This is a genomic window from Rhodopseudomonas boonkerdii, from assembly GCF_021184025.1.
Classification (GTDB): Bacteria; Pseudomonadota; Alphaproteobacteria; order Rhizobiales; family Xanthobacteraceae; genus Tardiphaga; species Tardiphaga boonkerdii.
In genome coordinates this window covers 408230-428251 of record NZ_CP036537.1, presented here as the reverse complement: position 1 = coordinate 428251, position 20022 = coordinate 408230, and the positions used below count along the sequence as shown (strand labels likewise).

General features: G+C 64.0%; 19 protein-coding genes. 12 read left to right on the top strand and 7 right to left on the bottom strand.

Annotation, left to right across the window (positions count from 1 at the left end):
• Position 1: 1 nt before the first annotated feature.
• Both nusA and rimP read right to left on the bottom strand, forming a co-directional pair.
• Complete coding sequence (gene nusA / locus E0H22_RS01990; protein ID WP_233024098.1) at positions 2-1609, bottom strand: transcription termination factor NusA; 1608 nt, start codon at positions 1607-1609, stop codon at positions 2-4.
• Between the two features lie 3 nt (positions 1610-1612).
• Complete coding sequence (gene rimP, locus E0H22_RS01985) at positions 1613-2395, bottom strand: ribosome maturation factor RimP (protein ID WP_233024097.1); 783 nt, start codon at positions 2393-2395, stop codon at positions 1613-1615.
• A 290-nt stretch (positions 2396-2685) separates the two neighbouring features.
• Here rimP and E0H22_RS01980 point away from each other — a divergent pair, with 290 nt between their 5' ends.
• Complete coding sequence (locus E0H22_RS01980) at positions 2686-3783, top strand: DUF2336 domain-containing protein (RefSeq protein WP_233024096.1); 1098 nt, start codon at positions 2686-2688, stop codon at positions 3781-3783.
• 432 nt (positions 3784-4215) lie between these two features.
• Here the strand turns inward: E0H22_RS01980 and E0H22_RS01975 are convergent, their stop codons facing one another.
• Positions 4216-5238: a LacI family DNA-binding transcriptional regulator gene (locus E0H22_RS01975; RefSeq protein WP_233024095.1), complete on the bottom strand. Its 1023-nt coding sequence runs from the start codon at positions 5236-5238 to the stop codon at positions 4216-4218.
• Positions 5239-5366: 128 nt separating this feature from the next.
• On the opposite strand from E0H22_RS01975, the gene E0H22_RS01970 reads away from it, so the two are divergent.
• The 6 genes from E0H22_RS01970 to E0H22_RS01945 are packed head-to-tail and all read left to right on the top strand — an operon-like array spanning position 5367 to position 10275.
• On the top strand, positions 5367-6257 hold the full coding sequence (locus tag E0H22_RS01970; protein ID WP_233024094.1) for a dioxygenase family protein: 891 nt from the start codon (positions 5367-5369) through the stop codon (positions 6255-6257).
• A gap of 7 nt (positions 6258-6264) precedes the next feature.
• A complete protein-coding gene (locus tag E0H22_RS01965) occupies positions 6265-7011 on the top strand; it encodes an SDR family NAD(P)-dependent oxidoreductase (protein ID WP_233024093.1) in 747 nt (248 codons plus the stop codon).
• A 19-nt stretch (positions 7012-7030) separates the two neighbouring features.
• Positions 7031-7924, top strand: a complete 894-nt coding sequence (locus tag E0H22_RS01960) for a beta-keto acid cleavage family enzyme (protein ID WP_233026616.1) — start codon at positions 7031-7033, stop codon at positions 7922-7924.
• Positions 7921-8928, top strand: a complete 1008-nt coding sequence (locus tag E0H22_RS01955; RefSeq protein ID WP_233024092.1) for a quinone oxidoreductase family protein — start codon at positions 7921-7923, stop codon at positions 8926-8928. The genes E0H22_RS01960 and E0H22_RS01955 overlap by 4 nt, the downstream gene beginning before the upstream one ends.
• 5 nt (positions 8929-8933) lie before the next feature.
• Positions 8934-9284: a cupin domain-containing protein gene (locus E0H22_RS01950; protein WP_233024091.1), complete on the top strand. Its 351-nt coding sequence runs from the start codon at positions 8934-8936 to the stop codon at positions 9282-9284.
• A 34-nt stretch (positions 9285-9318) separates the two neighbouring features.
• Positions 9319-10275, top strand: coding sequence for a Bug family tripartite tricarboxylate transporter substrate binding protein (locus E0H22_RS01945; protein WP_233024090.1), 957 nt, complete (start codon positions 9319-9321; stop codon positions 10273-10275).
• Positions 10276-10447: 172 nt separating this feature from the next.
• Here E0H22_RS01945 and E0H22_RS01940 read toward each other — a convergent pair whose 3' ends face one another.
• Positions 10448-11248, bottom strand: a complete 801-nt coding sequence (locus E0H22_RS01940; protein WP_233026615.1) for a HesA/MoeB/ThiF family protein — start codon at positions 11246-11248, stop codon at positions 10448-10450.
• A 217-nt stretch (positions 11249-11465) separates the two neighbouring features.
• Between E0H22_RS01940 and E0H22_RS01935 the strand changes: the two genes are divergently transcribed.
• A complete protein-coding gene (locus E0H22_RS01935; RefSeq protein ID WP_233024089.1) occupies positions 11466-12818 on the top strand; it encodes a serine protease in 1353 nt (450 codons plus the stop codon).
• A 14-nt stretch (positions 12819-12832) separates the two neighbouring features.
• Here the strand turns inward: E0H22_RS01935 and E0H22_RS01930 are convergent, their stop codons facing one another.
• The 3 genes from E0H22_RS01930 to mutM form a co-directional block, all read right to left on the bottom strand.
• Positions 12833-13507: a PilZ domain-containing protein gene (locus E0H22_RS01930; protein WP_233024088.1), complete on the bottom strand. Its 675-nt coding sequence runs from the start codon at positions 13505-13507 to the stop codon at positions 12833-12835.
• 136 nt (positions 13508-13643) lie between these two features.
• Positions 13644-14441 (bottom strand): class I SAM-dependent methyltransferase, encoded by a 798-nt coding sequence (locus E0H22_RS01925; protein ID WP_233024087.1) that lies wholly within the window; start codon positions 14439-14441, stop codon positions 13644-13646.
• A 44-nt stretch (positions 14442-14485) separates the two neighbouring features.
• A complete protein-coding gene (mutM, locus tag E0H22_RS01920; RefSeq protein WP_233024086.1) occupies positions 14486-15367 on the bottom strand; it encodes a bifunctional DNA-formamidopyrimidine glycosylase/DNA-(apurinic or apyrimidinic site) lyase in 882 nt (293 codons plus the stop codon).
• A gap of 96 nt (positions 15368-15463) precedes the next feature.
• Between mutM and ubiE the strand changes: the two genes are divergently transcribed.
• Genes ubiE through dut form a run of 4 tightly spaced genes read left to right on the top strand, consistent with a single transcriptional unit; the run spans position 15464 to position 19754 of the window.
• Positions 15464-16225, top strand: a complete 762-nt coding sequence (ubiE, locus tag E0H22_RS01915) for a bifunctional demethylmenaquinone methyltransferase/2-methoxy-6-polyprenyl-1,4-benzoquinol methylase UbiE (RefSeq protein WP_233026614.1) — start codon at positions 15464-15466, stop codon at positions 16223-16225.
• Complete coding sequence (gene ubiB, locus E0H22_RS01910) at positions 16222-17790, top strand: 2-polyprenylphenol 6-hydroxylase (protein WP_233024085.1); 1569 nt, start codon at positions 16222-16224, stop codon at positions 17788-17790. Before ubiE ends, ubiB begins: the two co-directional genes overlap by 4 nt.
• 54 nt (positions 17791-17844) lie before the next feature.
• A complete protein-coding gene (gene coaBC, locus E0H22_RS01905; RefSeq protein WP_233024084.1) occupies positions 17845-19299 on the top strand; it encodes a bifunctional phosphopantothenoylcysteine decarboxylase/phosphopantothenate--cysteine ligase CoaBC in 1455 nt (484 codons plus the stop codon).
• Positions 19296-19754, top strand: coding sequence for a dUTP diphosphatase (gene dut / locus E0H22_RS01900; RefSeq protein ID WP_233024083.1), 459 nt, complete (start codon positions 19296-19298; stop codon positions 19752-19754). Before coaBC ends, dut begins: the two co-directional genes overlap by 4 nt.
• Positions 19755-20022 lie beyond the last annotated feature (268 nt).

Sequence of the window (20022 nt, the reverse complement as noted above, 5' to 3'; positions counted from 1 at the left end):
CTTACGCTTCGGCTTCTTCGGTTGCGGACTCGGCACCCGCATCGAGTTCTTCGCGGCTGATCCAGCCAGCCACCACGCGGGCCTCCATGATCATGCGCTCGGCATCCTCACGCGACATCTCGTTGGCATCGAGGAAGCCGGCATGCTTGACGGGCTCGCCGCCTTCCTTGCGCTCGGTCCAGCCGACGATGTCATCGGTGGCGCAACCGGCGAGGTCTTCCACCGTCTTGACGTCGTTTTCGCCGAATTTGACCATCATCTGCAGGGTGACGCCGGGCACTTCCTTCAGCGCCGGATCGACGCCGAGTTCCTTGCACTTGCCCTCGAGTTCGGCCTCGAGCTGCTCGAGATATTCACGCGCACGGCTCTGCAGCTCTTCAGCGGTCTCGTCGTCGAAGCCCTCGATGCTGGCGAGTTCCTTGGCATCCACCAGCGCCAGCTCGTCCACCGTCGTAAAGCCTTCCGATGCCAGCAGCTGACCGACGACCTCGTCGACATTCAACGCTTCCATGAACACGCGGGTCGCATTCTCGAAGTCGGCCTGGCGACGCTCGGATTCCTCCTGCTCGGTAAGAATGTCGATATCCCAGCCGGTGAGCTGCGAGGCCAGACGCACGTTCTGTCCACGACGGCCAATCGCCAGCGAGAGTTGATTGTTCGTATCCGGCACCACGACTTCGATGCGCTCGCGATCCTCGTCGATGACGACCTTGGAGACTTCCGCCGGCGCCAGCGCATTCACCACGAAGGTCGCGATATCGGGTGACCACGGGATGATGTCGATCTTCTCGCCCTGCAGCTCGTTCACCACCGCCTGCACGCGCGAGCCGCGCATGCCGACGCAGGCGCCGACAGGGTCCACCGATGAATCGCGCGAGATCACGCCGATCTTGGCACGCGAACCGGGATCGCGCGCCACCGCCTTGATCTCGACGATGCCGTCATAGATTTCCGGCACTTCCTGCGCGAACAGCTTCGCCATGAATTGCGGATGCGTGCGCGACAGGAAAATCTGCGGCCCTCTGGTCTCACGGCGCACGTCGAACACATAGGCCCGGACACGATCGCCGTTGCGGAATACTTCGCGCGGCAGCATTTCGTCGCGGCGGACGATGGCTTCGCCGCGGCCGAGATCGACGATCACCGAGCCGTATTCGACGCGCTTGACGACGCCGTTGACGATCTCGCCGATGCGATCCTTGAACTCCTGGTACTGACGATCGCGCTCGGCCTCGCGCACCTTCTGGACGATCACCTGCTTGGCCGATTGCGCGGCGATGCGGCCATATTCGAGCGGCGGCAGCGTGTCGGCGATGGTGTCGCCGACCTGGGCACCCGGATTGGCGCGCTGCGCATCGTTGAGCGAAATCTGGTTCGCTGCGTTCTCGACCTCCTCGACCACCAGCATGTGGCGGGTCAGCGAGAGTTGGCCGGTCTTCGGATGGATTTCAGCGTGAACGTCGGTTTCGGAGCCGTAGCGGGCGCGCGCCGCCTTGGCGATCGCCTCCTCCATCGCCGAGATGACGATGCCGCGGTCGATCGTTTTCTCGCGCGCGACAGCGTCGGCGATCTGCAGCAGTTCGAGTCGGTTGGCGCTGACAGCGGCCATGGCTCAGTCTCCTTCGGTGGGATCGATATCGCCGCGGCGCGCAGCTTCGGCGGCGAGGCGGTGGGCCTTGGTGTTCTTCGGCGGCGGCTTCTTGGCAGTCTTCGCAGCCTTGCCCTTCGGCTTCGGCGCAAAACTCTTCTTGGGATCGCTGCGCTTGGCATGCGGCGCCGGTGGCGGCGCGAGACCAAGCTCGCGCTTGAGATCTTCCTCGGCGTGCTTGCCACGGCGCATCGACTCGGCGACCAGCTCGTCGGTCAGCACGAGATTAGCGCTGCCGATATCTTCCATCGGCAGACGCGTGATCGGGTCTTCGCCGTCGCGCGCGCCTTCGCGATCGATCAGAACTTCGCCGCCCTCGATGGCGCTGATCCAGCCGCGGAAACGCTTCCGGCCGCCGACTGCGACAGCCATCTCGACCTTCACGAGATGGCCCTGATAGCGCTGAAAGTCCGAGCGACGCACCAGCGGACGATCGATACCCGGCGATGAAATCTCCAGCCGATAGGCGCGCTGGATCGGATCCTCGATGTCGAGCACCGGCGACAGCGCATGCGAGATCGCCTCGCAGTCCTCGACATTCATCGAGCCGTCGGGCCGCTCGGCCATGATCTGCACGGTGCAGCCGGCCTCGGCCGAAATCTTGATGCGCACCAGCCGATAGCCCATGGCTTCCAGCACCGGCGTCGCGATAGCCGCCACGCGCGCGCCGGCACCGGGCTCGACGACCAGACGCGGCTCAGCGAGCAGCTCGGCATCATCCATGGTGGGCTCGATCGGGTCTGTCATATGGCGCGCAGCAGTCCGGATTCGGGGTCGATTCAGGTAATAAAAAAGAGCGGGTCCCCGGGGGCCCCACTCTCAAACGGATCGTATGAGAACTGTAAGTTGCGGCCGATATAGCCCTTTTTCGGCGCCACGGCAAGGGCGGGATTCGGGGCGATGACGCCCGCACCGGCTGCCACTCCGCGTTAAGTCACTGTAACCTCTGATATCTATGCCTTCCGGACTAACCCTTCCTTCACAAAGCCCCTTTAGGCTGCGCAAGCCTTTGTGTTTGGCGTAGTTGAGTATTCTTGATGGCAGAGGCCAGATCCCTCATTCCGGGGCTTGAGGAAATCGTCCGCAACGGAGATCCGGCGCGCCGGGGCGAGGCAGCCCGGAAGATCACCGACCTTTTCCTGCAGGGCGCATCCCGGTTCCAGCCGTCCCATGTGGACCTGTTCGACAGCATCCTGACCAGCCTGGTCCCGCAGACCGAGGTCGAGACGCGTCGCGCGCTGGCCGAACTGCTGGCAGAGCTGGTCAACGCGCCCCCGCAGTTGATCTCGATGCTGGTGCGCGACGACGAAATCGTCATCGCCGGTCCGCTGCTGCGCCGTTCGCCGCAGATCGACGAGACGACCCTGGTGGATATCGCGAAGGCCAAGGGCCAGCTACATCTTCTGGCCATCTCGGACCGGCCGACGCTGAGCCCCCGCATCACCGACGTCATCATCCGCCGCGGCGACCGCGAGGTGATCCGCCGTATCGCCGCCAATGCCGGAGCGGCCTTTTCGCAACTCGGTTATCACGGCCTGATCCGCCGCGCTGGAGACGACGGCGCGCTCGCCGTCGCCGTGGGCCAGCGCGACGACCTCTCCACCGAACAGCTCAAGTTCCTGCTCGCGCAATCCGTCGAGGTCGTTCGACGCCGGCTGTTTGACGCTGCCGCGCCGGAGCTGCGTGCAGCCATCAAACGCGCCATGCAGGACATCTCCGGTGCACAACAGCATCTTGCGCTGACGCGCGATTTCGCCAGCGCCGAGCGCAGCGTGCGCAAGCTGCAACAGAGCGACGAACTCAATGAGGGGGCGCTGTTGCGCTTCGCCCGCGCCCATCAATATGAGGAAACGGCTGCCGCATTGGCCGCCATGTCCGGCGTTCGCATCGCCACCATCGACCAGCTTTTGAAGGGCGACCGCGACGATCCGATGCTGATTCTCGGCAAATCGATCGGCATTTCCTGGGCCACGGTCCGTGCATTGATCGCGCTCCGGGTCGGCCCCGGCCGCTCGCCGGCGCCGCATGACGTCGAAGAAGCCCGACAGAATTTCGAACGGCTGGTGCCCGCAACAGCACAACGCGTCCTGACGTTCTGGCAGACCCGGGAACCGACCGCAGACATCCCAAGCTAGCCTCGCCACTCCCACGGCAGAACAGGCTGCCGGCGCTGGCGGCGGATCAGGGCCGCCCGTTTGCTGCAGCAATGCTGCAGCAAATCATCCGCCTCTTAGGCGCGGATGCTGCGCAACATGCGGCACCTGGACAACCCGCAGCACAACAAACCGCCGGTCAATGGCGACCGCAGACGGAATATGTTTGGAATAGCGCCGGCTTGACGGGGATCATTACTGCAATGATTTCAATAGGAAAGCTCGATGCTGGTCCGGACGCGATCGCCATCAGCGCCGGGCGAAGGCGAGAATGCGCGGGATCAGCACCTCATGTTGCGACGCAGCATAACCGGACGAGCAAGATTCGACGATTTTGTGCGCAGCAATTTCCTACGTAGGCTCACACGCTTTTGTGCATCGCAGCACGGGTCATGGCACCTTCCTTGAGCGACTTCAGTTTTCCAACGGTCGCGTCGATGCGCGGGCGACAAGCACCGGCGAGGTGACGATCTGCAGCGCGCCCTGATGGGTGCCAGCGATCAGATCGAGCAGCAGTTCCCCGGTCCGTTCGCCCATTTCGTGGTGGCTGATGCGCACAGTGGAAAGTGGCGGATTGACGAGATCGACCAGCGGCATGTCGTTGTGGCCGATCACCGACACATCCTCCGGGCAACGCCGCCCCTGTTCGCGCAGCGCCTCATAGACGCCGAGCGCGAGCAGATCGTTGGCAGCGACGACAGCCGTGGCGTCCGGCCGCCGCGCCAGCAGGGCCCGCGCTGCGGGCAACCCGGCCTCCCGCGTGAAGGCCGCGGCTTCCTCGATATCGTCTTCGTCGGGATCGAGGCCGGCAGCCCGCATCGCGGTAACAAATCCGCGACGGCGGAGCATGCCCGTGGATAGGGACTGCGGACCCGCCACATGAACGATGCGTCGGTGCCCAGACGCGATCAGATGATCCACCGCCAGCGTAATGCCGGCTAAATCGTCCGACACCACGGACGGCACCCGCGTCTGCCCCTCGGCGCGGTTGACCAGCACCACCGGAATCTGCGCGCGCAGGCAGCGCTCCACGGCGTCGTCCTTCAAGGCGACATTGGCAAGCACCAGCCCGTCGACCCGGCGGGCGATCAGCATCTGGACGAGATCGTTTCCGCCAGCGAGGTCCGGCCGCTGGTCGGCCACGATCAAGGCATACCCCCGCGCCGCCAGTGCGCGCTCGAGCCCGCTGATGATCGGCGAAAACACGGGATTGGCGATGTCAGGAACGACGATGCCGATGAGCCGGGACCGGCCGCTGCGCAAGCTCGCGGCGACCACGTCTGGCCGGTAGCCGAGCCGCTCCGCCGCTTCCAGCACCCGGCGAACCACGGGCTCGCCGAGCCGGTCGCGGCGTGCCGGATCTAGCGCGCGCGATACCGTGGATGGATGAACCCCCACCTCCCGTGCCACGTCCTTGATCGTCACAACAGCTGCCATGCCGGCATCCTAAACGCTCCCCTTGACGTGCGCAAACGTTTGCATTAACGTCAATGCAATCGATTGCGCACAACGCGCCGTCCCCATGCGCGACAAGACGCAACAGCTTGATCGACCGGGAGGCCCCCATGATCATCACACGTCAGCAGGACGTTACCGACGTCGTTCTCGACGCCATGAGTCGTGCGCCGGACGACCGGCTGCGCACGGTCATGGCGGCCTTCGTGCGCCATCTCCATGAATTCGCCCGCGAAGTCCGGCTGACCGAAACCGAGTTCGAATTCGCCATCGATTTCCTCAACCGGATCGGCCAGGCGACCAACGACACCCACAACGAGGGCGTGCTGTTCAGCGATGCCGTCGGCCTGTCCACGCTGGTGTGCCTGCTGAACAACGGGCAGGACGGCGCCAGCGAGACCGCCGCAGCGCTGCTCGGCCCGTTCTGGCGCGCCAACGCGCCGCATACGGCGAACGGCGCATCTATCGTGCGCTCGCCCACTCCAGGAGCGCCGCTTTTTGTCGATTGCCGTATTCGCGATGGTCGGGGCGCCCCGATCCCAGGCGTCCGCGTCGATGTCTGGCAGGCGTCCCCGTCAGGCATGTACGAGAACCAGGATGCCGGACAGGCCGACATGAACCTGCGCGGCGTGTTCGAGACCGACGCGGACGGCCGCTTCGGTTTTCGCTCGGTGAAGCCGGCGGGCTATCCGGTGCCGACCCATGGCCCGACCGGCGAGTTGCTGGCCGCGCAGCGCCGTCATCCCTACCGGCCGGCGCATCTGCATGTCCTCGCTTACAAACCCGGCTTCAAGACATTGATCACCCAGATCTTCGTCGATGACGACGAACATCTGGAGAGCGATGTCGTGTTCGGCGTGACCCGTGCGTTGATCGGCGATTTTCGCAAAGGCGAGGGATCGCCGCCTGCGCCGGACGTCAGCGGCGAATGGTTCAGCCTCAACTACACATTCGTGATGGAGCCCGGCGAAGCCGTGCTCCCGCAGCCCCCCATCAAGTGAGTCACTTATGACACAGATTCTCGCAGGCAAGATCGCCGTCGTCATCGGCGGCTCGGGCGGCATCGGCGCGGCCGCGGCGCAGATGCTCGCAACCGAGGGCGCAACGGTTGTCGTGACGTGGCGCTCCGGTGAAGCACACGCGAATGCGCTGCTCGCAAAGCTTCCCGGCAGCGGTCATATCGCCCGTCGTGCCGTGATCGAGGACACTGCGACGCTCATTGATCTCGCAGCCGACGTCCAGCGTGCCTTCGACCGCTGCGATATCCTCGTTAACACGGCCGGCTACACTAAGCCGATTCCCATTGCCGACCTCGACGCACTCACCGACGATTTCATCGACGATATGTTCAAGGTGAACTGGCGGGGGCAGTTCGCCGCCATCCGTGCTTTCGCCCCCATGCTCAAGGCGTCCGGAGACGGGCTGATCGTCAACGTATCCTCGATCGCCGGCCTGAACGGCGTCGGCTCGAACCTCGCTTATGCAGCCATCAAGGCGGGTATCGACACCATGACCAAATCGCTGGCCCGCGCGCTGGCGCCAAGCGTGCGTGTGATGTCGGTTTCGCCCGGCGTGGTCGCCACCGATTTCGTGCCGGGCCGCGATGCCGCCGCGCTCGACAAGGTGGCACCCACCATTCCGCTCAAGCGTGTCGCCACCGCCGACGATGTCGGCCGCGCCATCGCGGCCTGCGCCACTCACCTCACCTACTCCACGGGATCGCTGATCGTCGTCGACGGCGGCCGGGCTTTGTAAGGAGACCACAATGCGTCCGATGCTCGACAAGGTCGTCATCACCTGCGCCGTGACAGGCAATCTGACGCGGCCGGATGCGACGCCGCATCTGCCGATCACGCCGGAAGAGATCGCGGACGCATGCCTCGGCGCCGCAGAGGCCGGCGCGGCAATCGCCCACATCCATGTGCGCGAGCCCGGCTCGGGTGCGCCGTCGATGAAGCTCGAATATTATCAGGACGTCGTCGCACGTATCCGCGCCCGCAACCGCGACCTGATCCTGAACATCACGACGGGTCCGGGCGGACGTTTCGTCCCGTCAAAGGACGACCCCAAGATCGCCGATGCCGGCACCACCCTGATGAACCCGGAAGAGCGTGTCGCGCATATCACGGCGCTGAAGCCGGACATCTGCACACTCGATCTCAACACGATGAATTCCGGCGCACAGGTCGTGATCAACACGCCGGGCAATGTGCGCCGCATGGCAAAGGTGATCCGCGAAGCCGGCGTGAAGCCCGAGATCGAACTGTTCGACTCCGGCGACATCGCGTTGCTGCACGATCTGCTCGCCGATGGCACGCTTGGTGGCCCGGCGCTGACCTCCTTCGTAATGGGCGTGAAATACGGTTTCCAACCATCGCCCGAGACGGTGCTCTATGCGCGCGGCCTGTTGCCGCCCGGCGCTCATTTCACCGCCATCGGGATCGGCCGCTCCACCTTCCCGATGGTGGCGCAGTCCGTGCTGGCTGGCGGACATGCCCGCACCGGCATCGAGGACGGCGTCTATCTGGAACGCGGCGTGCTGGCGCCATCCAACGCCGCCATGGTCGAGAAGGCCCGGCGCATCATCGAGGAAATCGGCGCGCAGATCGCCAAGCCTGCCGAAGCCCGCGCCCTATTTGGCCTGCCGAGCATCGGAGCCACCGCATGAGCCCCGCTGTCACTGTCACCGCAACTTGCCTGCGGGTCACCACGAAGGTCGCGCGGATCGAGGACGTCGCGCTCGCGACGGAGCGTCGGTCGCTGGCCTGCACTGGTCCGGGCGACGCGCTGGTCGAGATCCGGGCCGCAGCGATCAATCCGTCCGATGCCAAGGCGACGCTCGGCCTTATGCCGCATGCGGTCTTTCCGCGCACGCCCGGCCGCGATTTTGCGGGCGTCGTGATCGACGGCCCGGCCGAACTGGTCGGCAAGGAGGTGTTCGGCTCGTCGGGCGAGCTCGGCATCAGGCGCGACGGCACCCACGCCACGCATTTGGTGGTCGAGGCTTCGGCGCTGGTCGAGAAGCCCGCCAATATCAGCCTTGCGGAAGCGGCCGGCATCGGCGTGCCGTTCGTTACGGCGCAGGAAGGCTTTCGCCGCAGCGGCATGCCGAGATCGGGCGAGACCGTGCTGATTCTGGGCCTTAACGGGAAGGTCGGGCAGGCCGCCACCCAGATCGCATCCTGGCAGGGTGCACGCGTGATTGGCGTCGTGCGCAAGGACGAGTCCTATGCCGGCTACGCACATGGAAACGTGACGGTGATCAACTCCAGCCGCGATGACGTCGCTGCTGCTGTGCGCGATCTTACCGGCGGCAAGGGCGCTGACATCGTCTACAACACGGTCGGCGAGCCCTATTACGAGGCTGGCACGAAATCATTGGCGCATCTCGGCCGCCAGATATTCATCGCCTCGACCAAAGCGACAGTGCCGTTCGATATCTTCGCCTTCTATCGCGGCAAGCATACGTTTTTCGGCGTAGACTCGCTGTCGCTGTCATCACCGGAAGCCGCCGAGATCCTTCGCGATCTGGTGCCGGGTTTCGCCAGCGGCGCCTTGAAGCCTTATCCAATTGAACCGAACGCCATCTATCCGCTCGAGCGGGCCGCAGAGGCCTATGTCGCGGTGCTGGGCTCGTCGCGCGATCGTCTTGTCTTCAAACCCAACGGATAGCCGCCATGCATGTCGTCCGCCTGAATGACGCACCGCGCTACGAGGCGCCCGGCCACACCGACATGCGGATGTTTCGCCTGCAGGGCCGCGATGCCGGCCCCAGCGACGTGATGTGGCTCGGCATGAGCCAGATCCTGCCCGGCGGCGGCATCACGCCATCCGCTTCGCCGGAAGAGAAGTTCTATGTGGTGCTCGAAGGCGAGGTGACGTTCGAGACGCCGGACGGCATCGCCACGCTCAGCACCTGGGATTCCTGCCGCATCGCGCCGAACGAGATTCGCGCGCTGCGCAACGAGACGAAGAAACCGGCCGTGGTGCTGCTCGCAATGCCACTGCCTGACACCGCCAGAGGCTGAAAGCCCGGCACTTGCGTTCACACGGAGGAAACCAATGGATCGCCGACAATTCATGATCGGCTCCGGCCTCGCTGCGACGGCAGCGATGGTCGGCAGCCAGGCTGCCGCACAGACCTACCCGACCCAGCTCGTCCGCATCGTCGTGCCCTTCTCGGGCGGCAGCATGACCGACATTCTCGCGCGCACGGTGGCCGAGAAGCTTAGCGCGAAATGGAAGCAGCAGGTCATCGTCGAGAACCGGCCAGGCATCGCCGGGGTCAGCAGCATCGCGAAGGGCCCCGCGGACGGATCGCAGATCATGCTGACGTCGAACGGCCACAGCGTGGTCGGCGTGGTGAACAAGAATCTCGGCTTCGATCCGGTGAAGGATTTCGTCGCCATCAGCCGTGTCGCGACCACCGCAGTGATCCTGATCGTGCCTCCCGACGCGCCGTTCAAGACGCTGGCTGAGTTCATCTCCGCCGCGAAGGCCAAACCGGACGGCTTGAGCTACAGTTCCGCCGGCGTCGGCAGCTCGACCGGCATCGCCGCCGAATTGTTCAAGCACCTCACCGGAACGAAGATGGTGCTGGTACCGCATCGCGGGCAGCCGGAATCGCAGGTGAGCGTCATGCGCGGCGATACCAGCATGGCCTTCACATTCTTCAATGTCGGTGGCGATCTGATCCAGTCCGGCAAGCTGCGCGCACTCGCAGTCACCGGCAAGACACGCCTGCCGCAACTGCCGGACGTACCGACTTTCGCCGAGGCCGGATTGCCGGACTTCGCCTATGACAGCTGGTTTGGCATGCTCGCCGCCGGTGCCACGCCGAAGCCAATCGTGAGCCAGATTGCGCGCGACCTTGCCGAGACGCTGACCGACCCCGCTTTGATCCAGCAATATCAAGCGCAGGGCGTCACCATCACCAGTTCGGCGCCCGAAGCCTTCGGAGCAGAACTGCGCAGCGATGCGGAGCGCTACGGCAAGCTCGTCGCAGCCGCGAGCGGCTAGAGTCCGGTTCATAACGTTGGAATTGTGTCCCGGACACGACACGGCATTCTTATGCCGCTTCGCAGAGCCGGCACCGTATCAGGTGACAGAGTTCGTTACGGTCCCGGTTCTGCGCGGCAGCGTTACACGCTGCAGCGCGCCTGGGATACAAACGGATAAACGCCAAGCGCCCTCAGCGATGCCCGCTGAGATCCGTAATCGTCGGCGCATCGCCGTTGAGCGGATTGGCGGGATCGCGCGCATAACGCAACGTCTCGAAGCGCATCGCACGGGCGTCGATCATCAAGAGGCGCCCGACCAGCCCCTCGCCGAAGCCGACGATCTCGCGGATCGCCTCCAGCGCCATCATCGAACCGACCATGCCGGCCAGCGCGCCCATCACGCCGGCTTCCTGACAGCTCGGCACCGTGCCCGGCGGCGGTGCTTCAGGGAACAGACAGCGATAGGTCGGATTAAGCGCGCCCTTGTCGTTGCGCTCATGCGGGCGCAGCGTCGTCAGCGAGGCATCGAATGTGCCGAGCGCGGCTGATATCAGCGGCTTGCCCGCAAGATAACAGGCATCCGACACCAGATAGCGCGTGGTGAAATTATCCGAGCCGTCGAGCACCAGATCATACGCCGATATCATCGCCATCGCATTGTTCGCCGTCAGCCGTTCGCCATGGCCGACGAAGCTCACATACGGATTGAGCGCGTGAATCTTCGCTGCCGCGCTATCCACTTTCAGCGCGCCGATATCCGGCGTCGCATGAATGATCTGGCGTTGCAGATTCGACAGCGACACCTCGTCGTCATCCACCACACCCAGCGTGCCGACACCCGCCGCTGCCAGATACATCAGCGCCGGCGCACCGAGCCCGCCGGCGCCGATCACCAGCACTTTTGCCGCGCGCAGCTTCGCCTGGCCGGGGCCACCGATCTCGCGCAACACGATGTGGCGCGCATAGCGCTCGAGTTCATCGCCGCTCAGCAGGGTCATTTCTCGCTCCAAACTCTCCCCTCATGGTGAGGAGCGCGCTCTTGCGCGCGTCTCGAACCACGAGAGCTACGCATCCATGGTTCGAGATGCACGCCCCTGGCGTGCTCCTCACCATGAAGCCGGTGTTGAACCCGCAGATCGCTGTCACCGACCCAGCAGATGTGCTTAGTTGCAACAAAATCAATTGTCGGGTCCACCATCAGGACATGTCATGAGATCGATGCTGTCGGCAACCGCGATAATCCTGCTGGCCTCCGCGGCTCACGCGCAGGCCCCCGCATCGAACACGCCGGTGAAGCCAAAACCCGTCACCACCGTGCCGGTGCGCCCCGCACTGCAAACGCCGGCCGACACCGCCAAGAGCATGACCCAGGCCGAGCGCCTATCGATCCAATCCGATCTCGCCTGGACCGGGCACTATAACGGCGCCATCAATGGCGAGGTCTCCGATCGCATGGTGGCAAGCATCAAGGCGTTCCAGAAAAACAATGGCGGCAAAGAGACCGGTGTTCTGAATCCCCAGGAACGCAGCCTTCTCGCCGCAGCTGCAAAGAAGCCACGCGACAATGTCGGCTGGAAGATCGTTACCGACATGATGACGGGTACGAAGCTTGGGATTCCCGGCAAACTGGTGCCGCAGCACACTTCGGATGCAGGCGGCAGCAAATGGCAGTCCTCCACCGGCACCATCCAGATCGCGCTGACGCGCCGCAAGGAAGACGCGCTGTCCTCTGCGAAACTCGCCGAGGCCGAACGCAAGCAGGCAGGCCGCAAGCTGGACTACAGCGCCGTGAAGCCGGATTTCTTCGTGCTGTCCGGCCTGCAGAACCAGAAGAAGTTCTATGTCCGCGGCCAGCTCAAGGGCGACGAGGCTCGTGTCCTCACCGTTCTCTACGATCAGGCCACCGAAGGCACCATGGCGCCGGTGGTGATCGCCATGTCGTCGGCCTTCGATGCATTCCCCGCAGGAACACTGGCGATGGGGCCCCCGCCGCGCAAGAAAGTCGAATATGCCTCGGGCATCGTGATCAGCACCGACGGCGCCATCGTGACCGACCGCCAGGCCGTTGACGGCTGCCAGTCCATCACCGTGGCCGGCTATGGCAATGCCGACAAGATCGCGGAGGACAGGACACACGATCTCGCATTGCTGCGGATCTATGGCGCGCGCGATCTCAAGCCGCTTCCGCTCGGTGCAAACACGGCGAAACCTGATCTCACGCTTGTCGGCATCGCCGATCCGCAGAACCAGGACGGCGGTGCGGCCATCAGCAGTGTCAAGGCATCGACGACCGCAGGCGCAAACGGCGAAATCTTGTTGTCGCCCACTCCCGGCATCGGCTTTGCCGGCGCCGCGGCCTTCGATAACGAGGGCATCTTCGCCGGACTCGTTCAATTGAAGCCGGTGCTCGTCGCCGGCCCCGCGCCTGGAGTCACGCAGGCCGCGATGGCCCCGGTGGATACTGTGCGCGACTTCGTTAAGGCAAAGGGCGTGATGATCGACGTCGGCAAAGCCGGCGATGCGAAGACATCGATGCTTCGTCTGATCTGCGTACGCAAATAAACCGGGACGTTTGCCTACGCGTCTTCCATTCGATCCATACGCTGATCCAGCGTCACCTTGCGCGGAACGCGAGACGCCTGCATCGGACGGATGACGCGGCGCTCCAGCACGTCGCGTCCCTGCTCTTCGATGAATTTGATGGCGAAACCACCATCGAGATGACGCACCACACGACCGACGCACGCCCCGACGGCCAACGGCGTGCCGATCTCCGGCTGCACGTCGGAAGATACCGCAGCGCCGGAGGACGACATGTCGATCACGAAGCAGCTCTTCATCGATCCATCGGCGAAGGTGAGCATCGAATGCGGGTTCGCGGGCACGATACGGGCCTGCCTGCGTCCGTCCTTGAGGGTCGGATCCTTCTGCTTCTTTTCCAGCCAGGTCAGCTGATCCGACATCTTCTGCCGCATCGGTCGCGTCAGCATCAGTTCGAGCAGGAAGCTGCCCGATACCGTGTCGCTGATCTCGCCCTCCAGCTTGCCGAAATCGCCGAAGTAGGTAGCGATGCGATCGCCGACCCGGCCCACGACAGGCACGTCCACAATCATCCGGAATGGCGACACCCGGCTGGTGCGGCAGGCAAAGCTGCGCGGCTTCCCCTCGGGGTCGAGCCAGTTCGACAACGTATATTGGCCACCGACCACGACATTGACGGCGCGCTGCCTGAGGAATTTCTCGACGGACACGAATAGGGCTCCTGCGGGACCTCGCAACCAGCATAGAAATGGTCGCCAGGCGAGCATTTGCGCGCGCCGTGGTTATCTCTGGTATTTATACACCCGCCCTAGTTGAGATAATATTACCGCGCATTTGTCGTAAATTTCAGGCCGGCACCCGTCCTTTGACGGCATTGGCAAACGCGTCGTAGCTGACCGCCCCACCGGGCAGCTCCGTGAGATGCGCCCGCACGCGGTGCTGCAACTCGGCCAAGACCTCAGGCGCCATTGCGGCCACCGCTGGCCTCACCGTGGAGCCCGATGTCGAGGCCACCCAGAAATCCTCGAAACTCTCGAAACGGCGGGTCACATCGATCCGGCGCGTTGCGATATCGACGAGCCCGGCGCCCTGCCACAGCGCGACAAGGTTCTCGGTCCGGGACGCATCCGGATGGGGCGGCGGCTGCGGCACAAAACCCATCGCCCGCAACTCGCGCATCACCGGCTGCAGCGGAAAGCCGCCGCCATCCATGTCCCAGGCATAGGCCGCGACCAGACCGCCCGGTTTCACCACCCGCGCCATTTCAGCGACGCCGCGCGGCGGCTCCGGCACGAAGAAGATGACAAGCGCCATCACGGCAACATCGAAGGTGTCATCGCCGAATGGCAAAGCCATCGCGTCACCCTGATGATAGATAGCGGTCTGCGTGCCCTGCCGCTTGCGCGCATAATCGAGCTGGCCTTCGGACGGATCGACACCATCCACCGCCCGCGGCGCGCAGCGCTGCACGATCAGCTCGGTGAACGCGCCATTGCCGCAGCCGACATCGGCCCAGGCGAGATTCTGCGTCGGCCCAAGCCAGTCGAGAAACACCTCCCCGGCAAGCCTGCTCCACACGCCCATCATACGCTCATAGGCAGCACCATCGTTGAAGCGGACGGAAGGAATGGAAGCATCGGTCATGGCGAGAACTCCTTACGCCGTCATTGCGAGCACAGGCCCACCGCTCACTTCTGACACTTCGGGCACCAGAAGGTCGATCGCCCGTTCTGCACGAAGCGCTTGACGATTCCCGAGCAGCCATCGGTTCTGCAGGGCTCACCCTCGCGGTCATAGACCTGAAACGAGTGCTGGAAATAGCCGAGCTCTCCAGACGTCTGGCGATGGTCACGCAGCGACGAGCCGCCGGCCTTGATGGCGAGATTGAGCACGTCGTGGATGGCGTCGACGAGCAACGCCGCGCGCTCGGTCGGCTCTCCCTTCTTGGTCGAGAGCGTCGCGGCGAGGCGGCGTGGCGACAGATGCGAGCGGAACAGCGCTTCGCAGACATAGATATTGCCGAGACCGGCGACCACGGTCTGATCGAGCAACGCCGCTTTCAGGCTCGTCTTCTTGTTGCGACAGGCGGCCGCCAGCATCGTCGCATCGAATTCGTTGCCGAGCGGCTCCGGGCCGATGTCCTTGATGAAAGGCTCCTGATCCGCCTCGCTGCGGGCAAAGATCTTCATGAAGCCGAAGCGGCGGGGATCGTTGTAGATCACCGAGGGGCCCGACGACATGTGGAAGACCACATGATCGTGCGCGCGTTCGTCGCCGCGCGGATGATGGAATGCGCCAGGCATCACATTCGCTTCATCGGAGACGACCCGGAACGAGCCGGACATGCCGAGATGCATCAGCAGAACGTCGCCGGAATCGAGATCGGCGAGCAGATATTTGGCCCGGCGGCCGAGGCTGGTAATGACGCGCCCCTGCAGACGCTCTGCAAAATCGCCCTGGAACGGAAATCTGAGGTCGCCGCGGCGGAGCTCCAGCCGGTCGATCCGGGCACCTTCCATGGCCGGCTGTAGGCCGCGCCGAACGGTTTCGACTTCGGGGAGTTCAGGCATGAGATGGGTCATTCACCTTGAGAGGCTGACGTGATAGCCCCTTTGCCGCCGGCGCGCTATGGTCCGCCGCATTCGAGGTTTTTTGAGATGAACAGCATGGATCAGCCCGGCGAAACCACGCATTTCGGCTTCCGGGACGTTCCGGTCGATGACAAGCAGACGCTGGTGAACGAGGTGTTCCACAGCGTGGCGCGACGCTACGACCTGATGAACGACCTGATGTCCGGCGGCATGCATCGCGTCTGGAAGGACGTGATGATCAACACCCTCAACCCGCCGCGCTCCGACGCCCCCTTCGCGCTGCTCGACGTGGCCGGCGGCACCGGCGACATCTCCTTTCGCGCCGCCAAGGCGAGTGGGCTCGGCTTCGCGGCCACGGTCTGCGACATCAATACCGGCATGCTGGAAGTCGGCCGCGAGCGCGCCATCAAGCAGCATCTCGAACATCAGGTGTCGTTCATCGAGGGCAATGCCGAAGAATTGCCTTTCGCGGACAAGAGTTTTGACGCCTATACGATCGCGTTCGGTATCCGTAACGTGCCGCGGATCGATCGTGCGCTGAGGGAAGCCTATCGCGTGCTGAAACCCGGCAGCCGTTTCCTCTGCCTCGAATTCTCGACGGTGGACGTGCCCGGCCTCGACAAGATCTATGACCTGTTCTCGTTCAAGGTGATCCCGCCGATGGGCAAGGCGGTGACCGGTGATTCCGAGTCCTATCAGTATCTCGTCGAATCCATCCGCAAGTTTCCGAAGCCGAATGCATTCGCCGACATGATCCGCGACGCCGGATTTGCGCGGATGAAATACGAACTGCTCTCCGGCGGCATTGTCGCGCTGCATTCGGGCTGGCGTTTGTGATCTCCGCACTTTCGCATATGACGCGGCTGGCCCGCGCCGGCATCGTGTTCGCACGCGAGGGGGTGTTCGGCGCCGTCGATCCCGCGCTGATTCCGCCGCCGGCGCTGCTGGCCGTGAAGATCGCGCGGCTGATCGAGCGCAAGAATGCGCAGACCGGCCCGAAGCTCTCACGCGCGTTGACACGCTTGGGACCGGCCTATCTGAAGCTCGGCCAATTTCTCGCCACGCGCCCCGACGTCGTCGGCATAGCCATGGCGCGCGATCTGGAGAATCTGCAGGACCGCCTTCCCCCATTCTCGCTGACCGAAGCCGAGCATGTGGTTGCGGCCTCGCTGGAGCGGCCGATGGCACAGCTCTATGCGAGCTTTTCCCCGCCGGTGGCTGCAGCCTCGATCGCGCAGGTGCATCGCGCCGAAGTGATCAAGGACGGCGTCCGCAAGATGGTTGCCGTGAAGGTGCTGCGGCCGAACGTATCCGCGCAATTCCGTCGCGACCTCGGCGACTTCTTCTTCGTCGCACGCAATGCCGAGCACTATTCGACCGAAGCGCGCCGCCTGCGGCTCGTCGAAATCATCACCGTGATGTCGCGCTCGGTGGCGATGGAGATGGATCTCCGGCTTGAAGCTGCCGCACTCTCCGAGATGGCGGAGAATACGAAGAACGATCCGGATTTCCGCGTCCCCGCGGTCGATTGGGACCGTACCTCGCACAATGTGCTGACGATGGAGTGGATCGACGGCATCGCGCTGAACGACCACGCCAAACTGGCGGCGGCCAATGTCGACCTGCCCGATCTCGGCCGCAAGGTGATCCAGAGCTTTCTGCGCCATGCGCTGCGCGACGGCTTCTTCCATGCCGACATGCATCCGGGAAACCTGTTCCTCGGCGATGACGGTCGGCTGGTGGCCGTCGACTTCGGCATCATGGGCCGGCTGGGGCTCAAGGAGCGGAGATTCCTCGCGGAAATCCTGCTCGGCTTCATCACACGCAATTATCGCCGGGTCGCGGAAGTGCATTTCGAGGCCGGCTATGTGCCCGGCCATCACTCGGTGGAGAATTTCGCGCAGGCCATCCGTGCCATCGGCGAGCCGATTCACAATCGCACGGCCGAGGAAATCTCCATGGCCAAGCTGTTGACCTTGCTGCTGGAAGTCACCGGCCTGTTCGACATGCAGACACGGCCGGAATTGATTCTGTTGCAGAAAACCATGGTCGTGGTCGAAGGCGTCGCGCGCACTTTCGATCCGAAGCTGGACATCTGGAAGGTCGCCGATCCCGTGGTCCGCGAGTGGATCGAGCGTAATCTGGGGCCGCTGGGCAAGATCCAGGGCGCCCTCGCGGGTGCCGGCGAGCTCGGCAAGGCGGCGTCCGGTCTGCCGGCGCTGGCGACACGGGCGCTCGCCGTGCTCGAACAGCTCGAAACCATGACCCGGAACGGCGTCCGGCTCGACAATGAAACCATTGCCGCCATTGGGAGAATCCGCGCAAGGCAGACGCGCTGGCGGACCATCGGCATCTGGGTGATCGCGCTCACATTCATCGGGATTTTGCTCACCGTGCGATGATTGCAATGCCAGCATATCATGCTAGCATTGCAATCAGAATAGCGCGAGGCGCCCATGGCCAATCTCACCATCCGCAAGCTCGACGATGCCATCCGCGACGAATTGCGGCTCCGGGCGGCCCGCAACGGGCGGTCGGTGGAGGACGAGGTCCGGGTCATCTTGCGTGAGGCATCGCAAGGCGGCCACATGTCTGCCTCTGGTTTTCCCCCAGAGCCGGCCGCCGAAACTGCCTCGGCAGCCCCGCATGCACGTGAAATCTTGCGGCAACACAGTGGCAGCCAGCCGAAGGTCACGCTGATCATCGGCGGCGGTATCGCCGCCTATAAATCGCTCGACCTGATCCGCCGGATCAAGGAACGCGGCATCCATGTCCGCGTCGTCCTGACCCAGGCGGCGCAGAAATTCGTCACCGCGCTCGCCGCCTCGGCGCTTTCCAACGAACGCGCCTATACCGACCTGTTCGATCCGCAGAGCGAGTTCGATGCCGGGCATATCCGCCTCGCGCGCGAGTGCGATCTCATCGTCGTCGCGCCGGCCACCGCGGACCTGATGGCCAAGATGGCAAACGGCCATGCGGACGATCTTGCGTCCGCGATCCTGCTCGCATCGAACAAACCGATTTTGATCGCGCCGGCGATGAATCCGCTGATGTGGAGCAATGCCGCAACGAAACGCAATGTCGCGCAGCTCCTGCACGATGGCGTCCGAATGATCGGGCCGAATGCCGGCGAGATGGCGGAGCGGAACGAAGCCGGCGTCGGACGGATGGCGGAGCCGACGGAAATCTCGGACGCCGCCAACGTGCTGCTGCGACCGCAGCGGCCGCAGCCGCTGAAGGGCAAGCGCGTGCTGATCACCGCCGGACCGACCCATGAGCCGATCGATCCGGTCCGCTATATCGCCAATCGTTCGTCGGGCAAGCAGGGCTACGCGATCGCCGATGCCGCGCGTGCTGCGGGAGCTGAAGTGATTCTGGTTTCGGGGCCGGTCGAGCTCGATGAACCACGCGGCGTGAATGTGAGGCACGTTGAATCTGCGCGTGACATGCTGAGCGCCGTCGAAGCGACGTTACCGGTCGATATCGCGATCTTCGCTGCAGCTGTCGCGGATTGGCGCGTCGTCAATGAAGGCGCGCAGAAGCTGAAGAAGAAAGCCGGCGAGACGATGGCGCCGCTGCAGCTCACCGAGAACCCGGACATCCTCGCGACGATCTCGAAGCTCGACACCAATCGTCCGCCGCTGGTGATCGGCTTCGCCGCCGAGACCGAACACCTGATCGACAACGCGACAGCCAAGATCAAGCGCAAGGGCTGCGACTGGATCGTCGCCAACGACGTCTCGCCGGCCACCGGTATCATGGGTGGCGACAGCAATACCGTGAACCTGCTCACGCGCGACAAGGCAACGGGCGAGATCGCCGTTGATTCATGGGCGCCGATGAGCAAGGAGGATGTCGCCGCGACCCTGGTCGCGCGCATCGCTTCCGCCGTGACGAGGGACACTGCATGACCGCCGCCATCACCGTCGATGTCCAGCAATTGCCCCATGGCGCGGGCCTGCCGCTGCCGGCCTATCAGACCGCGCATGCCGCCGGCATGGACCTGCTGGCGGCAGTACCGGATTCCGCGCCTGTGACCCTCGAACCCGGCCAGTACGCGATGGTACCGACAGCCCTGAGCATTGCGCTGCCTGATGGCTATGAGGCGCAGGTGCGTCCGCGGTCGGGGCTGGCGGCGAAGCACGGCGTCACGGTGCTGAATTCGCCTGGCACGATCGATGCGGATTATCGCGGCGAGATCTCGGTGCTGCTGATCAATCACGGCAGCGCAGCCTTCACGATCCGGCGCGGAGAAAGAATCGCGCAGATGGTGATCGCACCGGTGAGCCAGGCGGAACTCATGGTGGTACAGGCTCTGGGCGAGACAGAGCGCGGTAGCGGCGGGTTTGGGTCGACAGGCAGGTAATCTCCATCCCTCATGGTGAGGAGCGCACTTGCGCGCGTCTCGAACCATGAGATGGCCGGGCTCTGAGCTTGCGGCCATCCTTCGAGACGCGGCGAAGACGCCGCTCCTCAGGATGAGGGCGAAGTTCCGGATGAGGAAGGAGTAGTGCAGAGTCTTTTCGCCACACTCTCCGCAATTCGATTCAAACACCGGCCCTTTTCTTAACCCCTTGATTCACGTTCACGGTCTGGACTCTTACCCGGCGACTCCCGAAGCAGATATTCTCCTC

Excerpts from the sequence above, each read along its gene's own strand:
- ubiE (WP_233026614.1), top strand. The coding sequence starts at position 15,464 with ATGGATCAGCCCGGCGAAACCACGCATTTCGGCTTCCGGGACGTTCCG.
- E0H22_RS01925 (WP_233024087.1), bottom strand. The coding sequence starts at position 14,441 with ATGACCGATGCTTCCATTCCTTCCGTCCGCTTCAACGATGGTGCTGCC.
- E0H22_RS01935 (WP_233024089.1), top strand. The coding sequence starts at position 11,466 with ATGAGATCGATGCTGTCGGCAACCGCGATAATCCTGCTGGCCTCCGCG.
- E0H22_RS01980 (WP_233024096.1), top strand. The coding sequence starts at position 2,686 with ATGGCAGAGGCCAGATCCCTCATTCCGGGGCTTGAGGAAATCGTCCGC.
- dut (WP_233024083.1), top strand. The coding sequence starts at position 19,296 with ATGACCGCCGCCATCACCGTCGATGTCCAGCAATTGCCCCATGGCGCG.
- E0H22_RS01965 (WP_233024093.1), top strand. The coding sequence starts at position 6,265 with ATGACACAGATTCTCGCAGGCAAGATCGCCGTCGTCATCGGCGGCTCG.
- rimP (WP_233024097.1), bottom strand. The coding sequence starts at position 2,395 with ATGACAGACCCGATCGAGCCCACCATGGATGATGCCGAGCTGCTCGCT.
- coaBC (WP_233024084.1), top strand. The coding sequence starts at position 17,845 with ATGGCCAATCTCACCATCCGCAAGCTCGACGATGCCATCCGCGACGAA.
- mutM (WP_233024086.1), bottom strand. The coding sequence starts at position 15,367 with ATGCCTGAACTCCCCGAAGTCGAAACCGTTCGGCGCGGCCTACAGCCG.
- E0H22_RS01975 (WP_233024095.1), bottom strand. The coding sequence starts at position 5,238 with ATGGCAGCTGTTGTGACGATCAAGGACGTGGCACGGGAGGTGGGGGTT.
- E0H22_RS01950 (WP_233024091.1), top strand. The coding sequence starts at position 8,934 with ATGCATGTCGTCCGCCTGAATGACGCACCGCGCTACGAGGCGCCCGGC.
- E0H22_RS01970 (WP_233024094.1), top strand. The coding sequence starts at position 5,367 with ATGATCATCACACGTCAGCAGGACGTTACCGACGTCGTTCTCGACGCC.
- E0H22_RS01960 (WP_233026616.1), top strand. The coding sequence starts at position 7,031 with ATGCTCGACAAGGTCGTCATCACCTGCGCCGTGACAGGCAATCTGACG.
- nusA (WP_233024098.1), bottom strand. The coding sequence starts at position 1,609 with ATGGCCGCTGTCAGCGCCAACCGACTCGAACTGCTGCAGATCGCCGAC.
- E0H22_RS01945 (WP_233024090.1), top strand. The coding sequence starts at position 9,319 with ATGGATCGCCGACAATTCATGATCGGCTCCGGCCTCGCTGCGACGGCA.
- E0H22_RS01955 (WP_233024092.1), top strand. The coding sequence starts at position 7,921 with ATGAGCCCCGCTGTCACTGTCACCGCAACTTGCCTGCGGGTCACCACG.